General features: G+C 54.1%; 23 protein-coding genes. 16 read left to right on the plus strand and 7 right to left on the minus strand.

The genetic code is table 11. From position 1 onward, the window contains the following. The first annotated feature begins 224 nt into the window (after positions 1 to 224). Positions 225 to 1,118, plus strand: a complete 894-nt coding sequence (locus DBY86_RS02045; RefSeq protein WP_107818707.1) for a DMT family transporter — start codon at positions 225 to 227, stop codon at positions 1,116 to 1,118. Positions 1,119 to 1,278: 160 nt separating this feature from the next. On the opposite strand, the gene lepB is transcribed toward DBY86_RS02045, so the two are convergent. The 3 genes from lepB to DBY86_RS02060 form a co-directional block, all read right to left on the minus strand. Then, positions 1,279 to 2,298 (minus strand): signal peptidase I, encoded by a 1,020-nt coding sequence (gene lepB, locus DBY86_RS02050; protein WP_107818708.1) that lies wholly within the window; start codon positions 2,296 to 2,298, stop codon positions 1,279 to 1,281. Between the two features lie 134 nt (positions 2,299 to 2,432). Next, on the minus strand, positions 2,433 to 4,226 hold the full coding sequence (gene lepA, locus DBY86_RS02055) for a translation elongation factor 4 (protein ID WP_107818709.1): 1,794 nt from the start codon (positions 4,224 to 4,226) through the stop codon (positions 2,433 to 2,435). A gap of 142 nt (positions 4,227 to 4,368) precedes the next feature. Beyond that, positions 4,369 to 5,070 carry a 5'-methylthioadenosine/adenosylhomocysteine nucleosidase gene (locus tag DBY86_RS02060; protein WP_107818710.1) on the minus strand — a complete coding sequence of 234 codons (702 nt, stop codon included), beginning with the start codon at positions 5,068 to 5,070 and terminating at the stop codon, positions 4,369 to 4,371. A gap of 167 nt (positions 5,071 to 5,237) precedes the next feature. Between DBY86_RS02060 and DBY86_RS02065 the strand changes: the two genes are divergently transcribed. The 14 genes from DBY86_RS02065 to hemE all read left to right on the plus strand — a co-directional run bounded on the left by DBY86_RS02065 (position 5,238) and on the right by hemE (position 16,122). Next, positions 5,238 to 6,368: a PilT/PilU family type 4a pilus ATPase gene (locus DBY86_RS02065; RefSeq protein ID WP_025457249.1), complete on the plus strand. Its 1,131-nt coding sequence runs from the start codon at positions 5,238 to 5,240 to the stop codon at positions 6,366 to 6,368. A 33-nt stretch (positions 6,369 to 6,401) separates the two neighbouring features. Next, entirely contained in the window at positions 6,402 to 7,379 is a 978-nt protein-coding gene (locus tag DBY86_RS02070; protein WP_107818711.1) for a DNA polymerase III subunit delta', read from the plus strand. A gap of 3 nt (positions 7,380 to 7,382) precedes the next feature. Beyond that, the gene (locus DBY86_RS02075) at positions 7,383 to 7,733 is read left to right on the plus strand and encodes a PilZ domain-containing protein (RefSeq protein ID WP_002221202.1); all 351 of its coding nucleotides are present in this window, start codon (positions 7,383 to 7,385) and stop codon (positions 7,731 to 7,733) included. Between the two features lie 4 nt (positions 7,734 to 7,737). Further along, positions 7,738 to 8,517 carry a TatD family hydrolase gene (locus tag DBY86_RS02080; protein WP_107818712.1) on the plus strand — a complete coding sequence of 260 codons (780 nt, stop codon included), beginning with the start codon at positions 7,738 to 7,740 and terminating at the stop codon, positions 8,515 to 8,517. A gap of 25 nt (positions 8,518 to 8,542) precedes the next feature. Beyond that, the gene (locus DBY86_RS13525; RefSeq protein ID WP_234403181.1) at positions 8,543 to 8,773 is read left to right on the plus strand and encodes a putative hemolysin; all 231 of its coding nucleotides are present in this window, start codon (positions 8,543 to 8,545) and stop codon (positions 8,771 to 8,773) included. A gap of 100 nt (positions 8,774 to 8,873) precedes the next feature. Further along, the gene (gene grxD / locus DBY86_RS02090; RefSeq protein WP_002214004.1) at positions 8,874 to 9,185 is read left to right on the plus strand and encodes a Grx4 family monothiol glutaredoxin; all 312 of its coding nucleotides are present in this window, start codon (positions 8,874 to 8,876) and stop codon (positions 9,183 to 9,185) included. Between the two features lie 105 nt (positions 9,186 to 9,290). After that, positions 9,291 to 9,917: a uracil phosphoribosyltransferase gene (upp, locus tag DBY86_RS02100; RefSeq protein WP_107818713.1), complete on the plus strand. Its 627-nt coding sequence runs from the start codon at positions 9,291 to 9,293 to the stop codon at positions 9,915 to 9,917. Positions 9,918 to 9,939: 22 nt separating this feature from the next. Continuing rightward, on the plus strand, positions 9,940 to 10,260 hold the full coding sequence (locus tag DBY86_RS02105) for a DUF2322 family protein (protein WP_107818714.1): 321 nt from the start codon (positions 9,940 to 9,942) through the stop codon (positions 10,258 to 10,260). Positions 10,261 to 10,662: 402 nt separating this feature from the next. Beyond that, positions 10,663 to 11,085 carry a protein Gly1ORF1 gene (locus tag DBY86_RS02110; protein WP_107818715.1) on the plus strand — a complete coding sequence of 141 codons (423 nt, stop codon included), beginning with the start codon at positions 10,663 to 10,665 and terminating at the stop codon, positions 11,083 to 11,085. A 17-nt stretch (positions 11,086 to 11,102) separates the two neighbouring features. Further along, positions 11,103 to 11,867 carry a uroporphyrinogen-III synthase gene (locus DBY86_RS02115; protein ID WP_107818716.1) on the plus strand — a complete coding sequence of 255 codons (765 nt, stop codon included), beginning with the start codon at positions 11,103 to 11,105 and terminating at the stop codon, positions 11,865 to 11,867. 11 nt (positions 11,868 to 11,878) lie between these two features. Further along, complete coding sequence (locus DBY86_RS02120; protein WP_199901014.1) at positions 11,879 to 13,213, plus strand: uroporphyrinogen-III C-methyltransferase; 1,335 nt, start codon at positions 11,879 to 11,881, stop codon at positions 13,211 to 13,213. After that, the gene (locus DBY86_RS02125; protein WP_107818717.1) at positions 13,210 to 14,433 is read left to right on the plus strand and encodes a heme biosynthesis HemY N-terminal domain-containing protein; all 1,224 of its coding nucleotides are present in this window, start codon (positions 13,210 to 13,212) and stop codon (positions 14,431 to 14,433) included. The genes DBY86_RS02120 and DBY86_RS02125 overlap by 4 nt, the downstream gene beginning before the upstream one ends. Before the next feature lie 32 nt (positions 14,434 to 14,465). Continuing rightward, a complete protein-coding gene (locus DBY86_RS02130) occupies positions 14,466 to 14,906 on the plus strand; it encodes a hypothetical protein (RefSeq protein ID WP_002222725.1) in 441 nt (146 codons plus the stop codon). 151 nt (positions 14,907 to 15,057) lie between these two features. Further along, a complete protein-coding gene (hemE, locus tag DBY86_RS02135; RefSeq protein ID WP_107818718.1) occupies positions 15,058 to 16,122 on the plus strand; it encodes a uroporphyrinogen decarboxylase in 1,065 nt (354 codons plus the stop codon). Here hemE and DBY86_RS12845 read toward each other — a convergent pair. Further along, entirely contained in the window at positions 16,110 to 16,283 is a 174-nt protein-coding gene (locus tag DBY86_RS12845) for a hypothetical protein (RefSeq protein WP_159068534.1), read from the minus strand. The genes hemE and DBY86_RS12845 overlap by 13 nt on opposite strands. A gap of 27 nt (positions 16,284 to 16,310) precedes the next feature. On the opposite strand from DBY86_RS12845, the gene radA reads away from it, so the two are divergent. Beyond that, positions 16,311 to 17,690 carry a DNA repair protein RadA gene (gene radA, locus DBY86_RS02140; protein WP_107818719.1) on the plus strand — a complete coding sequence of 460 codons (1,380 nt, stop codon included), beginning with the start codon at positions 16,311 to 16,313 and terminating at the stop codon, positions 17,688 to 17,690. Positions 17,691 to 17,960: 270 nt separating this feature from the next. Here the strand turns inward: radA and DBY86_RS02150 are convergent, their stop codons facing one another. The 3 genes from DBY86_RS02150 to recB form a co-directional block, all read right to left on the minus strand. Then, on the minus strand, positions 17,961 to 18,440 hold the full coding sequence (locus DBY86_RS02150) for a DUF302 domain-containing protein (protein ID WP_107818859.1): 480 nt from the start codon (positions 18,438 to 18,440) through the stop codon (positions 17,961 to 17,963). A 119-nt stretch (positions 18,441 to 18,559) separates the two neighbouring features. Beyond that, positions 18,560 to 18,919, minus strand: a complete 360-nt coding sequence (locus DBY86_RS02155; RefSeq protein ID WP_107818720.1) for a rhodanese-like domain-containing protein — start codon at positions 18,917 to 18,919, stop codon at positions 18,560 to 18,562. Positions 18,920 to 18,957: 38 nt separating this feature from the next. Beyond that, the gene (recB, locus tag DBY86_RS02160) at positions 18,958 to 22,572 is read right to left on the minus strand and encodes an exodeoxyribonuclease V subunit beta (protein ID WP_107818721.1); all 3,615 of its coding nucleotides are present in this window, start codon (positions 22,570 to 22,572) and stop codon (positions 18,958 to 18,960) included. Between the last annotated feature and the right edge of the window lie 45 nt (positions 22,573 to 22,617).

Raw genomic sequence — 22,617 nt, forward strand, 5'->3', positions numbered from 1 at the left:
ACCTTAGAGAATCGTTCTCTTTGAGCTAAGGCGAGGCAACGCCGTACTGGTTTTTGTTAATCCACTATATTCGGGTTTTATCCGGCAGGACGGTTTTTTGCCCCAACGGAAAATAGCCGGCCTGCCCGTAAAGTCAGCCGTTTGTCCGGGCGCAGCCAGGGCTTTGGGCTTCAGACGGCATATTTTCGGAATGGCGGCATTTTTGCCGTCGGCGCGGCAGCCGTATGGGGAAGGGAGGGGATATTATGGACGGAAAAAAATATGCCGCACCATTGCTGGTGCTGGGTTGCGTGGTGTTCGGTCTGGGCAGCCTGATTGTCAGATCCGTCCCCGTCGGCCCGTATGCAATCGCATTTTGGCGGTTGCTGATTTCGGTGTTCGTATTTTGGTTTTTGGCACGGTTTTTCGGGCAAAAATTCCCAAAAAACAGGAAAACCGTCCGATATGCCCTGACGGCGGGTGTGTTCCTCGCTTTCGATTTGGCGTTGTGGCACGAAAGCATACACGCGGTCGGGCCGGGTATTTCCACCCTGCTCAACAGCCTGCAAATCTTTTTTTTGTCGGCAATCGGTGTTTTCTTTTTTAACGAACGTTTGAGCGGGCTGAAAAAGGTGGGCTTAATATCGGCAGTTGTCGGCGTGGCGATGATTGCCGGTGCGGAATTTGGCTACAACGGTAATGCGGTTTGGGGATTCGCCAGCGGTTTGGTATCCGGGCTGATGCTTGCCCTGTCGATGGTGTTTGTCCGCAAGACTCATGAAGTCGAACAGGTGGTGCTTTTCCCTTCAATGATGATTTTGAGTTTGGGCGGCGCGGCATCGTTGGTTGTTCCGGCATTGCTGATGGACGGCGGCGCGCTTTATCCGACGACTTGGAAAGATGCGGGTTTGGTGCTTGTGTACGGCGTGGTGATGCAGTGCTTTGCGTGGGCGATGGTTGCCTATGCGATTCCGCTGCTTTCCCTGTCGCTGACGGGGCTGTTGCTTTTATCCGAACCGGTTGCCGCCCTGTTCATCGATTATTTTGGGTTGGGCAAACCGATTGACGGTGTGCAGTGGGCAGGGGTGGTGCTGACGCTTTCGGCAATTTATCTCGGTTCGCGGAAACAGCAGTCTTAACATTGATTCCATCAGGGCAATATTGGCAGTTCGCCGTGCAAAACCTGAGTTACCGGACTGATAGGTAGGAAAATCCGACAACGTTAGACCTGCCTGCAAAGGTAAGGAATAGCAAATGCCGTCTGAAACTATTTTCAGACGGCATTCTTGGCTTCCCGGTTTAGCGGATTGCCGTACCGGCCCGGCTGAAATCGCCGAAGTTCATCAGAATGAAGGTTGCCTTACCGACAACCAGCTTGTCATCCACAAAGCCCCAGTAGCGCGAATCGGCACTGTTGTCGCGGTTATCGCCCATGGCGAAATAGCGTCCTTCGGGAACTTTGCACACGAAACCGCTGCCGTCGTCGGCATATTGGCAGTGTTCCAAACCGCTTTGCTCTATGGAATATCCGTTTTCAGACATAATATCGGAGGTATATTTGCCCAATACGGGCAGGGAAACGGCAGGCTGTCCTTCTTTTTTCAGAATATTGAAGGATTTGCCGTCCAAACTGCTGCGGAACATATCCGTGTTGTGGATTTCGGAAGGGTCGGTATCGTCGGGATAACGGTATGTGCCGTCAGGAATATCGGAAGCCGGTTTTCCGTTTACCGTCAGAACCTTGTCCCGATATTCGACAATGTCGCCCGGGATGCCGACAATACGCTTGATGTAGGTCATCTCCGGCTGCAAAGGATAATTAAAAACGACGACATCGCCCCGTTCGATTTTGCCCGTGGGGATAAATACATTGTTTAAAACAGGTACGCGCAATCCGTAGGAAAATTTGCCGACCAAAATGAAATCGCCCTTGATTAGGCCCGGGCGCATGGAGCTGGACGGGATTTGAAACGGTTCGGCAATAAACGACCGGATGAGGAACAATACCAAAACGGTAGGGAAGAAACCGCCGAAATAATCGCCGAAGTGGCTGCTTTCCGAGATTTCTGGATGAGTCTTCAGACGGTATTTATATACCCCCCAAGCCGTACCGCACAATACAACGAAAATCAGGAAAACGGCGGTAAAGCTCATAAACAGGGACAAAGCGGCAAACACGCCGACCGCCGTCAGGATATAGGCGTATTCGAGGCCGGAACTCCATTCCCCGTTTTCCTGCCGCTTCTTGTCGCTTTTGAAATAAAGGATGATACCGGCAAGCAGCGCGGCAGCCGCTCCCGACATTAGCATTGTGTTCATTGTTGTTCCTTAACGGTTAAAACCAAACGCCCTTTTGGAGCGGCAAATCAAGGTTTGTTTGGGAATGCGCGCCTTCTTCAAATCGGAGCAGTTTGGAGGGCTGCGCCATATGTGCAGCCCTGTGTGCCGAAATATTATTTGTCGCTCACCTGCAAAATCGCCAAGAACGCGCTTTGCGGAATTTCCACGTTGCCCACTTGTTTCATGCGGCGTTTGCCTGCTTTTTGTTTTTCAAGCAGTTTTTTCTTACGGGTAATATCGCCGCCGTAACATTTCGCCAAGACGTTTTTACGCAGGGCTTTGACGTTTTCGCGGGCGATAATCTGGCTGCCGATGGCGGCTTGGACGGCGATGTCGAACATTTGGCGCGGAATCAGTTCGCGCATTTTCGATGCCAGCTCGCGGCCTCGGTGAACCGAGCTTTGACGGTGCACAATCAGGCTCAGCGCATCGACTTTTTCTCCGTTGACCATAATGTCGAGCTTAATCAAATCAGACGGTTGGAACTCTTTGAAATGGTAGTCCAACGAGGCATAACCGCGCGAAGTCGATTTGAGTTTGTCGAAGAAGTCCATCACGACTTCGTTCATGGGCAAATCATAAGTCAGCATGACTTGGCGGCCCATGTACTGCATATTGACCTGCACTCCGCGCTTTTGGTTACACAAAGTCATGACGTTGCCGACATATTCCTGTGGCACAAGAATGGTCGCAGTGATAATCGGCTCGAGTATGGTTTCGATGCTGCCGATGTCGGGCAGTTTGGACGGGTTTTCAACTTCGATTTTTTCGCCGCTTTTCAACACGACTTCGTAAACCACCGTCGGCGCGGTGGTAATCAAATCCATGTCGAACTCGCGTTCCAAACGTTCCTGAACAATTTCCAAGTGCAACAGACCCAAGAAGCCGCAACGGAAGCCGAATCCCAATGCTTGAGAAACTTCAGGCTCGAATTTCAACGAAGCATCGTTCAGCTGCAATTTTTCCAAAGCGTCGCGCAAAGCCTCATAGTCGTGGCTTTCCACGGGATAAAGACCCGCAAATACTTGGCTTTGTACTTCTTGGAAACCGGGCAGCGGCTCAGTGGCAGGGTTGGCAACCAAAGTAACCGTATCGCCGACTTTCGCCTGTCCCAATTCTTTCACGCCGGTAATCAAAAAGCCCACTTCGCCGGCTTTGAGTTCTTGCTTCTGAACCGATTTCGGCGTGAATACGCCCAGTTGCTCGACCTGCGTTTCCGCCTTGGTGCTCATAAAGCGTACTTTGTCTTTCAGCTTGATGGTGCCGTTTTTCACACGAATCAGCATAACCACGCCGACGTAGTTGTCAAACCACGAATCGACAATAACCGCTTGCAGCGGCGCGTTTTCATCGCCGGTCGGTGCAGGGATTTTGGCAACGATTTCTTCCAAAACGTCTTCCACACCGATACCGCTTTTGGCGGAACATTGCACCGCTCCGACGGCATCGATGCCGATAATGTCTTCAATTTCCTGCTCCACGCGTTCGGGATCGGCGGCAGGCAGGTCGATTTTGTTCAAAACAGGCACGACTTCAACGCCCAAATCAATCGCGGTATAGCAGTTCGCCACGGTTTGCGCTTCCACGCCCTGCGACGCGTCAACCACCAAAAGCGCGCCTTCGCAGGCAGAGAGCGAACGGGAAACTTCGTAAGAGAAGTCGACGTGTCCCGGCGTGTCAATCAGGTTGAGCTGATACACCTGCCCGTCGCGTGCTTTGTAGTTGAGCGCGGCGGTTTGCGCTTTGATGGTGATGCCGCGCTCTTTTTCGATGTCCATAGAGTCGAGCACCTGCGTACTCATTTCGCGCGAATCCAAGCCGCCGCAATATTGGATGAAGCGGTCGGCAAGCGTCGATTTGCCGTGGTCGATGTGGGCAATGATGGAGAAATTTCGGATATTTTTCATTAGAGTTGTTTTGAATGTCGAACAGTGGGTTTTAAAAATGCCGTCTGAACAAACAGCGGTACGTCCGAATATCGGGCGCAACGTGGAAATAGCCCGATATTCTAACGGAAAACCGCTGTTTTGGCATGATTTGATAAAGGTTTTATAAAGATTTGACGATTTCTGCCACCATTTTTGCAGAACTTGCCGCCGCCGTTTTCAAAAATTCGTCAAAGCTGATGTCTGCCTTTTCATCCGCCGAATCGGAAACCGCGCGGATGATGACGAAAGGCGTTTCCAACTGATGACAGGTTTGGGCAATCGCCGCCGCTTCCATTTCCACTGCTTTGACTTCGGGGAAGTACTTGCGGATTTCCGCCACGCCTTCGCTGCTGTGGACGAAGCGGTCGCCGCTGACAATCAGGCCTTGTTCTACCGCCGCGCCTTCAAACGTCCGCGCCGCCCGTTTTGCCGCTTCAATCAAAATGCCGTCTGAAGCAAACCTTGCCGGCAGTTGCGGCACTTGCCCCCAGGCATAGCCGAACGCCGTTACATCGACATCGTGGTGCGCGGTTTCCGTGCCGACAACCACGTCGCCGACTTTCAAGCCCTTGCCCAAGCCGCCCGCGCTGCCGGTGTTGATGACGCAGTCCGGTGCGAACTGATGGATAAGCCAGGCCGTTGCAACTGCCGCGTTGACCTTGCCGATGCCGCTCAATGCAAGCACCATGCGTTTTCCCGCCAATTCGCCTTCATAGGCGGAAAATCTGCCGAAAGAGACGGCTTTGACATTTTCCATCATCTCGCGCAAAAGCTCGATTTCTTGTTCCATTGCGCCGATAACGGCTACTGTTTTCAAAGACATATTGCTGACCTGCTGTGAGTTTCGGATAGAATGCCGAATTATACACGCTAACACGGCAGGATTGAGTGGAGGCGGTTTGTCCATGCCGTCTGAAACGGTTTCAGACGGCATGGCGGGTTTTTGGTAGAATGGGAAGATACAGATTGTTTGAAGATTGGGGGATGAAGATGTTTACCGATGAAAATATGACTGCAAAGGAAGAACTGTTCGCATGGCTGCGCCATATGAACAAAAACAAAGGTTCCGACCTGTTTGTGACGACCCATTTCCCGCCCGCTATGAAGTTGGACGGCAAAATCACCCGCATCACGGACGAGCCGCTGACGGCGGAAAAATGTATGGAAATCGCCTTCTCGATTATGAGTGCGAAGCAGGCGGAAGAATTTTCATCGACCAACGAGTGCAACTTCGCCATCAGCCTGCCGGACACCAGCCGCTTCCGCGTCAATGCAATGATACAGCGCGGCGCGACGGCGTTGGTATTCCGCGCGATTACCAGCAAGATTCCCAAGTTTGAAAGCCTGAACCTGCCGCCGGTCTTGAAGGATGTCGCGCTGAAAAAACGCGGGCTGGTTATTTTTGTCGGCGGCACCGGCTCGGGCAAATCGACTTCGCTCGCCTCGCTTATCGACTACCGCAATGAAAATTCGTTCGGACACATCATCACCATCGAAGACCCGATCGAGTTTGTCCACGAACACAAAAACTGCATCATCACCCAGCGCGAGGTCGGCGTGGATACGGAAAACTGGATGGCGGCGTTGAAAAACACGCTGCGGCAGGCGCCCGATGTCATCCTTATCGGTGAAATCCGCGACCGCGAAACAATGGACTACGCCATTGCCTTTGCCGAAACGGGGCATTTGTGTATGGCGACGCTGCACGCCAACAGCACCAACCAGGCGCTCGACCGCATCATCAACTTTTTCCCCGAGGAGCGGCGCGAACAATTGCTGACGGATTTGTCGCTCAACCTTCAGGCGTTTATTTCGCAACGCCTCGTTCCGCGAGACGGCGGCAAGGGCAGGGTGGCGGCAGTCGAGGTGCTGCTCAATTCGCCCCTGATTTCGGAGTTGATTCACAACGGCAACATCCATGAAATCAAAGAAGTGATGAAAAAATCCACTACCCTGGGTATGCAGACCTTCGACCAACACCTTTACCAATTGTATGAAAAAGGCGAGATTTCCTTGCAGGATGCCTTGAAAAATGCCGACTCCGCACACGATTTGCGTTTGGCGGTACAGTTGCGCAGCCGCCGGGCGCAAAGTTCCGGCCCCGATTTGGAACTGCTCTGATGGCGGTATGGATTTCCGGACGGGCAGTTTGACATGATTTATCCGTGGCATAATGAACAATGGCGGCAGATTGCGGAGCATTGGACGAGCCGTCCCAATGCTTGGCTGTTTGCCGGCAAAAAGGGGACGGGGAAGACCGCGTTTGCCCGTTTTGCGGCGAAGGCGTTGTTGTGCGAAACCCCTGCACCGGGCTGCAAACCCTGTGGCGAATGTATGTCCTGCCATCTGTTTGGACAGGGAAGCCATCCCGATTTTTACGAAATCACGCCTCTGGCGGACGAACCCGAAAACGGGCGCAAACTGTTGCAGATCAAAATCGATGCCGTCAGGGAAATCATCGATAATGTGTACCTGACTTCGGTACGGGGCGGTTTGCGCGTGGTTCTGATTCATCCTGCGGAAAGTATGAATGTCCAAGCCGCCAACAGTTTGTTGAAAGTGTTGGAAGAGCCGCCGCCCCAAGTGGTCTTTTTGCTGGTCAGCCACGCGGCGGACAAGGTTTTACCGACCATTAAAAGCCGCTGCCGGAAGATGGTTTTGCCCGCTCCTTCGCATGGGGAAGCATTGGCATATCTGCGCGACAGGGGTGTGGCGGAGCCGGAAGAATTTTTGGCGTTCCATTCGGGTGCGCCGCTGTTTGATGAGGCGGACGGTGTCCGTGCGTTGCGGATTAAACTGTTGGATATTTTGGCAGAGCCGAGGTTGTTGAAGATTTTGGATTACGCCGCGCTTTTCGATAAGGAGAAACTTCCGCTCGACGTATTTGTCGGGTGGATGCAGAAGTGGCTGGTCGATTTGGGATTGTGCCTGCGACACATGAAACCCGTCTATTATCCCGCTTATGAAGACAGGCTACTTCAGACGGCATCCGGTTTCCGTCCGCGCAATGTATTTGCGGCGGAGGATATGCTCAAACAGCTTGCCCCTTACGGGTTTCATACTTTAAATGTCAAAATGCAGGTCGAGCATCTGCTCATCAACTATTTGGAATTGAAGAAAGAGAACGGGTGAATTATGTCAGACGGACAAAATATTCCGGCAAAAATGATGTCGTTGCAGCTGAAAGACATGAATCTGCTGTACAGCTCCTATATGCCGTTTTTGGAACATGGCGGCCTGTTTGTGCAGACCGACGACGTATTTTCCATCGGGGACGATATTCTGCTTGCCGTAGAAATCCTCAACTTCCCCAAACTGTTCCTGCCAACCAAGGTCGCTTGGATTAATCCTGCGCGTACTTCCTCCAAACCCAAAGGGGTGGGGCTGGCATTCACAAAACACGAAAACTGCCTGAAAGTCAAAGACCAGATCGAAGTCGAACTGGGCAGCACAATCGGCGGCAGCAGACCTACGTTTACCATGTAACGCCATGCATATCATCGATTCGCACTGCCACCTCAATTTTGAAGGTTTGAAAGAACGCCTGCCCGAAGTTTTGTCCAACATGGAAGCAAACGGCGTGGGGCAGGCACTCGCCATCAGCGTCAGTAGGGAAAGCTTCTCCGAAGTCTTTGCCGTCGCCGAAGCGCACGAACACATCTATTGCACCATAGGCGTACATCCCGACAGTAAGGAAGCCGAAGAATTTTCCGTCGCGGAAATGGTCGAAGCCGCCGCCCATCCGAAAGTGGTCGGCATCGGCGAGACGGGTTTGGATTATTACTGGTGCAAAGGCGATTTGTCTTGGCAGCACAAACGCTTTGCAGACCACATCGAAGCAGCCAATCAAACCGGACTGCCCGTTATCGTCCATACGCGCGATGCAGCGGCGGACACCTTGGCGATTTTGAAAGAATGTAAAACCAATTCGGGTGTGATTCACTGTTTTTCCGAAGACACAGCCTTTGCCCGAGCTGCCATGGATTTGGGGCTTTATATTTCTTTCTCGGGAATCGTTACCTTTAAAAACGCACCCTTGGTTCAGGAGGCGGCGAAATACGTTCCGGACGACCGCATTTTAGTGGAAACCGATGCGCCGTTCCTCGCCCCCGTACCCAAGCGCGGCAGGCAGAACGAACCGGCTTTCGTGCGTTATACTGCCGAACATATCGCCAAATTGCGGAACCAAACATTGGAACAGGTTGCGGCATATACGACGGAAAACTTTTACCGGCTGTTTAAAAAAGTACCCGATATGCGGGTCGTCTGACCCTGTGCCGACGATAAGGAAAACCATGAAGGCAATTCATCCGTATGCATTGTCCGCGCTGCTGCCGGCTGCCTGCCAACACGTTTCGGACAGGCATGAGGCAGTCGGTATGGTGAAGTCCGCTTCCAAATTCTGCATTGCCAAAGGCGGCAGACGGGAAGCAAAAAAAGACGAAAGCGGCGGCGGATATGCCCTGTGCCATTTGCCGGACAGCAGGATTGTCGAGGAGTGGGAATATTTCCGTTCACAACATTGATACTGCGCGATATACAGCAAATATTGTGGGAAGTTTCCGCTTTTGCGTATAATGCGTCCTACCTGACAAATTTTGTCAACTTTATCAAAAGGAATAAGCGATGGCTTCCATCCACGACCAAATTAAAGAAGTAGTAACGACACACCGCGTCGTATTGTTTATGAAAGGTACGAAGCAGTTTCCGCAATGCGGTTTCTCTTCCCGCGCCGTGCAAATCCTGAACGCGGCGGGCTGCACCGATTACGTTACCGTCAACGTATTGGAAAATCCCGAAGTGCGCCAAGGCATTAAGGAATACAGCGACTGGCCGACCATCCCCCAACTTTATGTGAACGGCGAGTTTGTCGGCGGTTCGGACATCCTGATGGAAATGTATGAGGCAGGCGAGCTGCAAGAGCTGCTGAAAGCCTGATGGATTCGGCAATGCCGTCTGAACGTGTTTCAGACGGCATTTTCTTTTCCGGCAAATCAAAAAAAAGTATAATGGCGCGTCTCAAAATCACACTGGAACACCGCGATGAACGTTAACGTTATCAACCATCCGCTCGTCCGCCACAAATTAACCCTGATGAGGGAGGCGGATTGCAGCACCTACAAATTCCGGACGCTTGCCACCGAGCTGGCGCGCCTGATGGCATACGAGGCAAGCCGTGATTTTGAAATCGAAAAATACCTTATCGACGGATGGTGCGGTCAGATTGAAGGCGACCGCATCAAGGGCAAAACATTGACCGTCGTTCCCATACTGCGTGCAGGTTTGGGTATGCTCGACGGCGTGCTCGACTTGATTCCGACTGCCAAAATCAGCGTGGTCGGTTTGCAGCGCGACGAGGAAACGCTGAAACCCGTTTCCTATTTTGAAAAATTCGTGGACAGTATGGACGAACGTCCTGCCCTGATTATCGACCCGATGCTGGCGACGGGCGGTTCGATGGTTGCCACCATCGACCTTTTGAAAGCCAAGGGCTGCCGCAACATCAAAGCCTTAGTCTTGGTTGCCGCGCCCGAGGGCGTGAAGGCGGTCAACGACGCGCATCCCGATGTTACGATTTACACCGCCGCGCTCGACAGCCACTTGAACGAAAACGGCTACATCATCCCCGGCTTGGGAGATGCAGGCGACAAGATTTTCGGTACGCGCTAACTGTTTGATTTTCGGAGCTGACATGAATTTTCAAGACTATCTCGCCACATTTCCTTCAATCGACCATTTGGGCGGTTTGGACGTTCGGGATGCCGAAGGCAAAACGGTTCACCACATTCCCGCCGTTCAGGGCAAGCTCGGTTCGCTCAAGCTGTACAATGCTTTGGCGGAACGTTTTGACGGAAAATTGGACAAAGAAGCGGCAGAGCAGGGTTTGATATGGTTTGCCGAACACGTTGCCGACGCGCGCGCCTACCCCGGCAAGCATCCGAACATCGATCTGCTGGAAAATGTCGTACAAAGCGGCGAAACCTTGCTGCTCAAGCCGCTTTCCGCGCAATAATTTCGACCATGCCGTCTGAAATCCGTTTCAGACGGCATTTTGTCGGAAAGAAGACTGTAAAACGGGCATTTTCTTTTCTATTTCAGGATACGGGCAATGATGTTTCAACACATAGGACGACACATATAGTGGATTAACAAAAATCAGGACAAGGCGACGAAGCCGCAGACAGTACAAATAGTACGGAACCGATTCACTTGGTGCTTCAGCACCTTAGAGAATCGTTCTCTTTGAGCTAAGGCGAGGCAACGCCGTACTGGTTTTTGTTAATCCACTATAAAGCGCCGCCCTATGTGTTGCCCTAATTTGGAAGGGGTTACACCCCTCTCAAATAAAATCTGATGCTGCTGCCACGAAGGACGGATGTCCAAATGGCGGGGTTTCAACCATTAAGGAAATACGATGAAAAAAATGTTCCTTTCTGCCGTATTGCTTCTGTCGGCTGCCGCCCAAACCGTGTGGGCGGATACGGTGTTTTCCTGTAAAACGGACAACAACAAATATATAGAAGTCCAAAAAATCGACCGCAATCTTTACGAATATTCGTTCGGCAGTGCGGCAAAAAAAGAAATTGCCATACGCAACGGCAAAGCTGACCTGTTGGGGCGTTCCGACAGGTGGCAAGGCATGGGCAGCGGACGCTGGGCAACGATGAAATTCCAAAACGGCGAATTTATGTATACCGTATGGACAGGCTTCGATTCCGTGACTCATACGGAAAGCAGCGGTGTCGTTGTGGAGCGTAGGGGCAAGGAAGTCGCACGGGTCGGCTGTACGCCGAAAACCGCACAGGCGAATTTCAATGATGACGATTTTTCCTGGTAATCGGGGCGGATAAGGCGATGGAAACAGCGACCCCCATCATGCTGATTGTCCGTCCGTCGGGCAGGGCGAAGGACGATGTGGAAACCTGCCGTCGTGCCGGATGGCAGGCGGAAGTGTTGAGTCTGATTGAAATCGAAACCGACGAAGCAAGCCTGAAACGGCTGCCGGAAATGTATGCCCGTGCGGATGCCGTGTTTTGGGTCAGTCCGACCGCCGTTGAAACCGCCGCGCAGTACTTGGACTTTTCAGACGGCATAAAGATGCACATTTCCGTAGGGCAGGGCAGCCGCCGTGCCTTGGCGCGTTATGCTGGCGCGGGCGTGTTTGCACCTGAAGACGGCAACGACAGCGAGGCGGTTTTGCGCCTGCCGGTTTGGAACAGTCTGCCCGAAGGTGCGCGCGTATTGTTTGTGCGCGGACACGGCGGGCGGGATTTTTTGATGAATGCCTTGCAGGAGAAAGGTTTTCGGACGGAGGTGGCAGAAGTCTATTTCAGACGGCATAAATCGTTGAACCTGCATAATTTCCAAACCGAAAATATTGCCGCCGCCTATATCACGTCGACCGAGCTGGTGCGCGCGTTGTTCGGACAGCTTCCGCCGCAATTTTCCCGATTCTTCAAATCCTTGTTATACTTTACCCATCATCCGCGCATTGCGGAGGCATTGAAGCGCGAAGGCGCGTGTTCGGTCGAAACCGTCCCTACGCTGGAAGCCGCGCTTTCCCATTCTTCCATTTCCGTTTCAGACGGCATGGTCTTTCCCGGAACCTCAAACCAATAAGGAGCAAAACGGTGGGCGAACCTGAAAACAAATCATCCGAACCCGTACGCGAAATACAGGCATCAAAAGAAATGCCGTCTGAAACCTCTTCCCCACGCAAAGAAAACGAAACAGAAGTACACATTCCTGCCGCTCCTTTTATCGTCAAACAGTCCGGCAGCAACGCTTTGGCGACCTGCGCCTTGGTATTGGCGGCATTGGGTTTGGGTGCAAGTGGTTTTTTGTTTGTCCAAGGACAGAATGTCTTGAAAAACCAAGAGCTGGCATTCAACCAAAAAATCGACAAAGCCGCCTTGGGCGAGTCGGAAAACGCCGCCCTGCTCAAAGACAACCTCAACCGCCAAAGTGCCATACAGTCCGAACTCGACCGTTTGGACAGCGGTGTCAAAGCCAACGGCGAACAAATTCTGATGACGCAAAAAGCCTATCGCGAGCTGACCAAAGGGCGTGCCGATTGGCTGGTGGACGAAACCGAGACCATACTCAATCTGGCGGCGCAACAGCTGGTGCTGACCGGCAATATCCAAACGGCAGTCGGCGTATTGGAGAATATCGACAGCCGCCTGTCCCGTTTCAATCAGGCAGAGCTTCTGCCGATCAAACAGGCAGTCAGCAGCGACTTGGCGGAACTGAAAAACCGTCCCTATGTCGATATTTCCGGCACGGCATTGCGCCTCGACAGGCTGGAAACCGCCGTATCCGGACTGCCGCTGATGCTCGACGGTGTGCTGAAACCGGGCGTACAGGTGAAGAACGAAGCCGTTTCCGCTTCATGGTGGCAGAACGTATGGGAAAAATCCCTCGGTACATTGAAAGGGCTGGTCGAAATCCGCCGTTTGGAAAACAACGATGCCATGCTGATTTCACCGGAACAGGCATATTTTGTGCGTGAAAACCTGCGCCTCCGCCTTTTGGATGCGCGGACTGCATTAATGCAGCGCAACAGCGAAGTCTATCAAAGCGATTTGAACAATGCCGAAACCGCCGTCAGACAGTATTTTGATGCCAAATCCCCCGCCACGCAGTCGTGGCTGAAAGAACTAGCGGAATTGAAGGCGTTGGATGTGCGCATGACGGCGGATGACGGTTTGAAAAACAGCCTAAATGCCGTCCGCGCCTATCGCGACGGTACGCGCATGACGGCGGCGGAAAATCAAGAAGCGGAACAGGCGGCTTCCGAACTGGCAAACGAAAAAACAGCTTCCGAACCGGCTGCCGCATCGGATGTGAAGACCATAGAAGCACCGTCCCTGCCTTCGGAACGCAAACCGGAACAGCCTGCAAAAAAACAGCCCGTACCGGAAAAGGCAGGGCGTTTGCCCTCCGCTAAAGGAGAACGCGCATGAAAACGGTAGTCTGGATTGTCGTCCTGTTTGCCGCCGCCGTCGGACTGGCGCTGGCTTCAGGCATTTACACCGGCGACGTGTATATCGTACTCGGACAGACCATGCTCAGAATCAACCTGCACGCCTTTGTGCTGGGACTGCTGATTGCCGTTGCGGCTTGGTATTTCCTGTTTAAATTCATTATCGGCGTACTCAATATCCCCGAAAAGATGCAGCGTTTCGGTTCGGCACGAAAAGGACGCAAGGCCGCGCTTGCCTTGAACAAGGCGGGTTTGGCGTATTTTGAAGGGCGTTTTGAGAAGGCGGAACTTGAAGCCTCGCGCGTATTGGGCAACAAAGAGGCCGGAGACAACCGGACTTTGGCATTGATGCTGGGCGCGCACGCCGCCGGACAGATGGAAAACATCGATCTGCGCGACCGTTATCTTGCGGAAATCGCCAAACTGCCGGAAAAACAGCAGCTTTCCCGCTACCTGCTGCTGGCGGAATCGGCGTTGAACCGGCGCGATTACGAAGCGGCGGAAGCCAATCTTCATGCGGCGGCGAAGATGAATGCCAACCTTACGCGCCTCGTGCGTCTGCAACTTCGTTACGCCTTCGATCGGGGCGACGCGTTGCAGGTTCTGGCAAAAACCGAAAAACTTTCCAAGGCGGGCGCGTTGGGCAAATCGGAAATGGAACGGTATCAAAATTGGGCATACCGCCGCCAGCTGGCGGATGCTGCCGATGCCGCCGCTTTGAAAACCTGCCTGAAGCGGATTCCCGACAGCCTCAAAAACGGGGAATTGAGCGTATCGGTTGCGGAAAAGTACCAACGTTTGGGACTGTATGCCGATGCGGTCAAATGGGTCAAACAGCATTATCCGCACAACCGCCGCCCCGAGCTTTTGGAAGCCTTTGTCGAAAGCGTGCGCTTTTTGGGTGAGCGCGATCAGCAGAAGGCCATCGATTTTGCCGATTCTTGGCTGAAAGAACAGCCCGACAACGCGCTTCTGCTGATGTATCTCGGCCGGCTCGCCTACAGCCGTCGGCTGTGGGGTAAGGCGAAAGGTTATTTGGAAGCCAGTATCGCCCTGCAACCGAGCGTTTCGGCTCGTCTGGTGTTGGCGAAAGTCTTTGACGAAACCGAACAGCCGCAAAAAGCCGAAGCACAGCGCAAATTGGTTTTGGAAGCCGTCTCCGATGACGAACGTCACGCAGCGTTAGAGCAGCATAGCTGATTTTGGGAAATATCTTTATCTGGGAGAATTTGATGGGATCTTCAGATTCCTTTAAGGAAAAGAAAGAAATATTTGAAATTGGAACGCCTGCTTATCGCCAAAAGTTAATTGATGTTTGGAAAAAGAGCATTAATGGAAACGAAAAATCTTGGGTGCTCTTTGAAAATGGGACTTGCGTCATTTTACTTGAACCGGAAAAAGATTTGGCGAAACAAGCTAAAGAGATGTTAAGCAAATGGGGCAAGGTTCAAATAGGAACACCTTCTGCAGATTTTGGCATTATCACTTTAGATAGTGGCGATGGATATGCCGTTTCATGCCATCATCCCGAAATTTTTACGCTAATCCTAAAAGAAGAAGGATTGGATGAAGATTTCAAAATCGGTATCGAAGGGCGCTCTCATCGCGATTGTGATGCTGAAGAACCCAAAGTTATCCATATCGAAGATAAACGCACCATTGAAACCCCCTGAAAACCTGCTGCCGTTTAATCCTCTACTGATGATTACCTAGGCAAATGTGTCCGCCCCCCCTTTCAGACGACCTTTCATTGCGGAAACCGCCGCAAAGGTCGTCTGAAAACCGTTTTCCTTCCCTGTTTTACAAACAAACCGAAAGCCCCACATGACCTCTTTGAAAAACGACACCTTCCTCCGCGCCCTGCTCAAACAGCCCGTCGAATACACGCCGATTTGGATGATGCGTCAGGCGGGGCGTTATCTGCCCGAATACAAAGCCACGCGCGCGAAAGCGGGCAGTTTCCTCGATTTGTGTAAAAACACCGAATTGGCGACCGAAGTCACCATCCAACCTTTAGACCGCTTCGATTTGGACGCGGCGATTCTGTTCTCCGACATCCTGACCGTCCCCGACGCAATGGGCTTGGGACTGTATTTTGCCGAAGGCGAAGGCCCGAAATTCGAACGCGCCTTGCAACACGAAGCCGACATTGCCAAGCTGCAAGTTCCCGATATGGAAAAACTGCAATACGTCTTCGACGCCGTCGGCTCCATCCGCAAAGCATTGGACGGCCGCGTACCGCTCATCGGCTTCTCCGGCAGCCCGTTCACACTCGCCTGCTATATGGTCGAAGGCGGCAGCAGCAAAGAATTCCGCACCATCAAAACCATGATGTACTCGCGTCCCGATTTGCTGCACAAAATCCTCGACACCAACGCCCAAGCCGTTACCGCCTACCTCAACGCCCAAATCGACGCGGGTGCGCAGGCCGTGCAGATTTTCGACACTTGGGGCGGTGTCCTGAGCGATGCGGCGTTTAAAGAATTCAGCCTCAAATACATCCGCCAAATCGTTGCCGGATTGAAACGCGAAAGCGAAGGCAGACGCGTTCCCGTTATCGTGTTTGCCAAAGGCGGCGGGCTGTGGCTGGAGGGCATGGCGGAAATCGGCGCAGACGCATTGGGTTTGGACTGGACGTGCAACATCGGCGAAGCACGCCGCCGCGTCGGCAACCAAGTCGCCCTGCAAGGCAACTTCGACCCGTCCGCCCTCTTCGGTACGTCCGAATCCATCCGCACCGAAGCCGCACGCATCCTAGCCGACTACGGACACGGCAGCGGCCATGTCTTCAACCTCGGACACGGCATCAACCAACACGCCGACCCCGAACACGCCAAAATCTTAGTCGACACCGTACACGAGCTGTCGCGGCAGTATCACGGCGGGTAAGCCAGCAGGAAACTGCCCGATATGCCGTCTGAAGCCGAGAGATGGCCGGTTGGGGTAAAAATAAGGCAATGAGGCAATATCCGCCGTGTACGGATAGTACATAAGGACGGCGGCGTTGCCGCATTGGCGCAATCCCAACCGTCCCTATGTTCAGACGGCATTTTTGTTTTCAGATTCAGGGAAAACCGATGGCAAAAACGCTTAAAACCCTTTACCAATGCACCGAATGCGGCGGCACTTCCCCGAAATGGCAGGGCAAATGCCCGCATTGCGGCGAGTGGAACACGCTTCAGGAAAGCCTTGCTGCGCCCGAGCCTAAAAACGCCCGCTTCCAATCTTGGGCGGCGGATACCTCGACCGTCCAGTCCCTCTCCGCTGTTACCGCTACCGAAGTGCCGCGCAATCCGACCGGCATGGGCGAACTCGACCGCGTATTGGGCGGCGGTTTGGTTGACGGCGCGGTTATCCTGCTCGGCGGCGACCCCGGCATCGGCAAATCCACGCTACTGTTGCAAACCATCGCCAAAATGGCACAAAGCCGAAAAGTGCTGTACGTTTCCGGCGAAGAATCCGCCCAACAAGTCGCCCTGCGCGCGCAACGTTTGGAACTGCCCACCGAAGGCGTGAACCTGCTTGCCGAAATCCGGATGGAAGCGATTCAGACGGCATTGAAACAACATCGGCCCGAAGTCGTCGTCATCGACTCCATCCAAACCATGTATTCCGACCAAATCACTTCCGCCCCCGGCTCCGTGTCGCAGGTACGTGAATGCGCCGCCCAACTGACGCGCATGGCGAAACAGATGGGCATCGCCATGATACTGGTCGGACACGTTACCAAAGACGGCGCGATTGCCGGCCCGCGCGTGCTGGAACACATGGTCGATACCGTGCTGTATTTCGAGGGCGACCAGCATTCTAACTACCGCATGATACGCGCCATCAAAAACCGCTTCGGCGCGGCAAACGAATTGGGCGTGTTCGCCATGACAGAAAACGGTTTGAAAGGCGTATCCAACCCGTCCGCCATCTTCCTTGCCAGCTACCGCGACGACACGCCTGGTTCGTGCGTTTTGGTTACACAGGAAGGCAGCCGCCCGCTTTTGGTTGAAATTCAGGCATTGGTCGATGACGCACACGGCTTCACCCCCAAACGCCTCACCGTCGGACTGGAACAAAACCGCCTTGCGATGCTGCTTGCCGTGTTAAACCGCCACGGCGGCATCGCCTGCTTCGACCAAGACGTATTCCTCAACGCCGTCGGCGGCGTCAAAATCGGCGAACCGGCGGCGGATTTGGCAGTCATCCTCGCGATGCTTTCCAGCTTCCGCAACCGCCCGCTGCCCGAAAAAATGGTTGCATTTGGAGAAATCGGTTTGAGCGGTGAAGTCCGCCCCGTCGCGCGCGGACAAGAGCGGCTCAAAGAAGCGGAAAAACTCGGCTTCAAACGCGCCATCGTTCCCAAAGCCAATATGCCGCGCAACGCCAAAGAGTTTCCTAACCTGAAAATCTACGGCGTTTCGAGTTTGCAGGAAGCCATTGATATTTGTCGGGAAGATAGGGATTGAAAGGAAATGCCGTCTGAAGGTTCAGACGGCATTTGGTTTGTGGCGGATTGAAACAAGAAGGCATACCGGCGACAGATAAGATTTGCGGCAAAGTTGCCTGTGATATGGCAAAAACGCACACGCCCGTCATTCCCGCGAAGGCGGGAATCCGGAATCGTCCGTTTCGGCAATGATTGGAAATCACGGCAACCCAACCGCTTGGATTCCCGACTTCGCGGGAATGAGGGGCGTGTGCATTTGATTTCCATCCGCCATATGTCGGCGACGGGTTTATTCGCCTACGGTTTTTTGTATCAGTTTTTCGGCGTTTGCCAAAGTGTTTGCCACTTCGTCAAAACCGATGCGGCTGCCGGCGATGAGGGCGCGCGTATCGGTATAGGCGGCGCGTACTTTGCCGTCCGTTTCGGTAACGAGGACGCGCAGGGGCAGTTGCAGTGCGAAGGCGGGGTCTTTGACCATCAGCGGCGTACCGGCTTTGGGTGTGCCGAACACGATGACTTTTGCCGGCTGCATGGTCAGGCCGTTTCGGCGTGCCGCTTCCTGATGGTCGATGACGGCAAAAATGTCCATCCCTTTGCTTTTTATGGCGGTTTCAAGGCGGCTGACGGTTTCGTCAAAACTGTATTTTGAGGTGAGGGTATGCGTGGTCATAGCGGTTTCGTTTTGGGTGGGCGGTTTGCCGGCAGGGTGTGCCGAAGCGGTTGAAATGCAGAGTGCGGATGCGGCAATCAGGGGGAGTATGTGCTTCATCGTATTTCCTTTTTCCTTATCGGTTTGTTTGTCAGGCTTCGGACGGGGCGGCACGCGCCGCGCCGAGTGCCGGAACGCCGTATGCCGTCTGAAAGCCTGTCTTTTCAGACGGCATTGCGTCATTTCATCCCTTTTTTGAGCAGGTCTTCATAACCGCCGTGATTGGCAACATTTGTATAACCTGCTTTTTTCAGCTCTTGAAGGGCGGCTTCGGCACGCCGTCCGCTGCGGCAGTAGAGGTTGATCGGCGTGTCTTTGTCGGGCGCGGCTTCGTGTATGCGGAGGACGATTTGGTTAACGGGGATATTGACCGCGTTGTGCAAATGACCTTCGCTGAATTCCTGTTCGCTGCGGACATCGATCCAAACGGCTGAATGTTGCGCGGTTTGGGCAGCGGATACGGGTTTTTGCGGGGCAGCCTGTGCGGCAAAGGCGGCTGAGGCAATGAGTGCGGCGGTAATCAGGTGTTTGATATTCATAGGGTTCTCCTGCGGTTGTCGTCTTAAGGGACGGGAAGTTATTTTATCTGTTCCAAAGCGGCGGCATCTATGTCCCAACGCCAAACGCCGCCGCCTTTGCCGTCTATGCCGCGCAAAAACAGGTAGCGGACGGAAACGGCGGCGGGCGGTTGTCCGCGCAGTTTGAAGTAGCGCGCGGCGGCAACGGCGTAAATCAGTGCCTGAAGGTAATAGTGGTGGTGCGCGACGGCCTCGTCCATCGCCTGCCGCGTGTAGGCGGATGCGTCCGCGCCGAGGTAGTTCGACTTGTAGTCGATGATGCAGATATTGCCGTCGGGGTCTTGGCAGACCATATCGATAAAGCCGTTTAAAAAGCCGTTGACGGTGTGGAAGTCGAGCGTTTCGGCGGCGGCACGGCAGACTTCGGGCAGCCGGACATCGTCGCGGGCAAACCAGTCGCGCAGCCGTTTGAGGTCGAAGTCTTCGGTGTGGAGGGTAAAGCCCATTTCGGGACAGCGGCACTCGGGCGGGATGTCGGACAGGCCGTATGCCCCCGTCAGCGGCGTTTTGCGGCAGGCTTCCGCCATTTCGGCAACGGCGGGCAGCCATATTTCTTCAAACCCGTATTTTTTCAGCTTGTCGGTGATGAGGGTTTCCTGTTCGGCAGCTGCTTGTCCGAATTTGAAATCTTCAAGAATTTCGTGCAGGCACAGCCCCGCCTGAGTGCCTTTCGGAAAGTCGTGTATCGATATGCCGTCTGAAGCCGTCGGCGTTTCAGACGGCATCGCCGGTACCGAGGTTTCGGCGGCATCCAAGGACGGGCAGGCATCTTCTTCGCCGCCGTCGGGCGTTTGGGTATGGCGGCTTAAGGCGGTAAAGCTGGTGTGGCGGACAAATCGGAATACGCGTTCGGGAATGCTGTTTGCGGCAAATTCGGCGGTTTGATCGGCGTTGCCGCAATATACGGCAGGGGGCGGCGCATCTTCCGCGAAGGCGAAATCCGTGCTGTCAGGGGCGTTGTCCGCCACGCGCCGCCAGTTGCGTTTGAGCATCGCAATGCCGTCTTTTTCACACGCATAGGCACGGCGGACGGTTTCGCGGCTGTCTTGCGGCAAGCCTTCGATCAGGTAGGCGAGGGGGTTGTCGGCGGTATCGGAAGAATAGGCGGCGTAGATGTTGAGCTGTTCCTCGGCACGCGTCAGTGCGACATAAAGTAGGCGCAGGCGTTCCGCCATTTCTTCGTCGGCGTATTGCTTCTGTTCGTCTTCCGACAGTTGCGCCTTTGCCAAGAGTTCGGTTCGGTTTGCGCTTTGGTGGAGGATTTGCCAGTCGGACGGCTTGGTATCTTGCGCGTCCCACGTAAACGGACAGTACACCAGCGGATACTGCAAACCTTTCGAGGCGTGCATGGTAACGATTTTGACCAAGTCTTCGTCGCTTTCCAGACGGATGGCGCGGTTGTCGCCGCCGTTGTTGCCGGCCAGGCTGATTTGGTCGCGCAGCCATTTGTGCAGCGCGGCGGGGTTGCGGTTTTGCGCGTCTTCGGCGGCAAGCAGTTCGAGCAGTTGGAAATAATTGGTCAGGCTGCGCCCGTTGTTCCGGCTTAAAAGGCGCGTTTCGATGCCGTGTGTTTGGGAAAACTGCTGCATGGCGGCGAAAATGCCGTATTTTTGCCATATGTCGAGTGCGGTTCGGGCAGATTCCGCCCAATGCAAAATCTCGCTTTCGTTTTGGTTGAAGTCGTGCAATTGCTGCGCGTCATAGCCGAATATGCTGCTTGTCAGAACAAAGCGCAGCGTTCCGGCGCGGCGCGGTTCGAGCCAGAAGCCGATGAGTGCGGACAGGGCGGCGGCTTCGGGCGAGGCGAACACGGATTCGCGCGAAAGCAGGACGCTTTGCACCTGCCGTTTTTTCAGTGCGGCGGAAACCATCACCGCCTCGTTGTGCGTGCGTACCAGAACGGCAATATCGCCCGACTGCAGCGGACGATCTTTGAAATTCAGACGGCATCCGGCGGCTTCGTTGAGCGCGCGGGCGATTTCGTCGGCGCAATAGTCGGCGGCACGGCGGCGCAAAACGTCTTTGTTGGCTTTTTCATTGTCGTTTTCGTGCAGCCAACGGACCTGTACGGCAGGACGTTTGGGCGACAACCTGCTTTCGGCACGCGCCGCGCCGACTTCCGAATAGCCGATGTTTTCCAAAACGAACGGGCGTTCTTTGAGGCGGAACAGCGCGCCGATGCTGCCGATAAGCGCGGCGTGGCTGCGGTAGTTGGTGGCGAGCGTGTAGCGGTGCCGCGCGTCTTCCGCCGCCTGAAGGTAGGCGTAAATGTCCGCACCGCGAAAGCTGTAAATCGCTTGTTTGGGGTCGCCGACCAGAAACAGTGGGCGGTTTCGGGCGATGAAGATTTTTTGGAAGATTTCGTATTGCAGCGGGTCGGTGTCTTGGAACTCGTCGATCAGCGCGGTTTCCCAGTTTTCGGCAACGGCGCGGGCGAGGGTTTCGGCATGCGGATTGTCGGTCAGCGCGGTGTGGACATCGAGCAGCAGGTCGTCGAAACCGCGTTCGCGGCGCGATTTTTTCATCTCGGCAAGGCTGCGGTTGAGGTATCCGATTAAATCCAGTTGCAGCCGGATCATTGTTGCTTCTTCCGCTTCTTCGAGTGCGTCCAAATCGCGCCCGAAGTCTGCCAGTTTCTGCAATTCGGCAAATACTGCCGCATCGGGCGTTTTGCCTTTTTTCAGTCCAGCTTCGAGTTTGTCGGACGAGAGTTTCAAGAGCCGTTCGTGCAGCTTTGCCTCCAAAAAGGGCAAATCCGGCGACAGGGCTTTTTGTTCCAACGCGTCAAACAGTTCGGCAAAACTGTTTTTCCGATACGAATTGCCGTTTAAAAGGTGGTGGATGCGCCAAAAAGTTTCTTTTAATTCAGCCAGATTTCCGCAAATGTTTTGCCAGCTTTCCAAAGCGGCGTCCCGGGCTTGCGGCAAATCCGCCTGCAGAAGGCGGAAACTCAGGTACGGGCGGGAGAGGTAGGCGCGGATTTGGGCAAGGACGGTTTGCGGCACAGCTTTGCGTTTAAACGCCAATGCGGCAAGCACCGGATCGCCGCTGACGCGTTCGCGCCAAAAATCTTGCGCCGGGACGAGCAGGCGGTCGCCGTCTTCTTCGGTCAGTTCGACATCGAACGGTGCTTGGCACAAAAACGCGTAGTCGCGCAGGATACGTTGGCAGAAGCCGTGTATGGTATAGATGGCGGCGTTGTCGAATTGCCCGATGGCGGCTTTGAGGCGGACAATCAGGCGCGTCCGGCCCTCTTTTTGCAAAGCCTGTTCCAAGAGTGCGGGCAGGAAGGTGTCGCCTTTGTGGTGTTCGGCGCAGTAGGCGGCAATGCCGTCTGAAAGCGCGCCGTCTCCAAGTTCGGCAATTTCTTTGCTTTCCAAAACCTGCAACACATCGTCCAAACGTGCGCGCAGGCGTGTTTTCAGCTCGGCGGTGGCGGCTTTGGTGAAGGTTACGACCAATACGCGCTCGACGCTTTTTTGTTCCAATACGATCAGGCGCGTAAACAGGGCGGCGATGCCGTAGGTTTTGCCGGTGCCGGCAGAGGCCTCAATCAGGTTGGTGCCGGAAATGGGGACGGTCAGCGGGTCGAATGCTTGGATGGGTGCGGACATAGCGTGTATGAAAACGGTTGGACGGTAAAACGGGAAATGCCGTCT

Source organism: Neisseria bergeri (assembly GCA_003044455.1).
GTDB classification, from domain to species: Bacteria; Pseudomonadota; Gammaproteobacteria; order Burkholderiales; family Neisseriaceae; genus Neisseria; species Neisseria bergeri.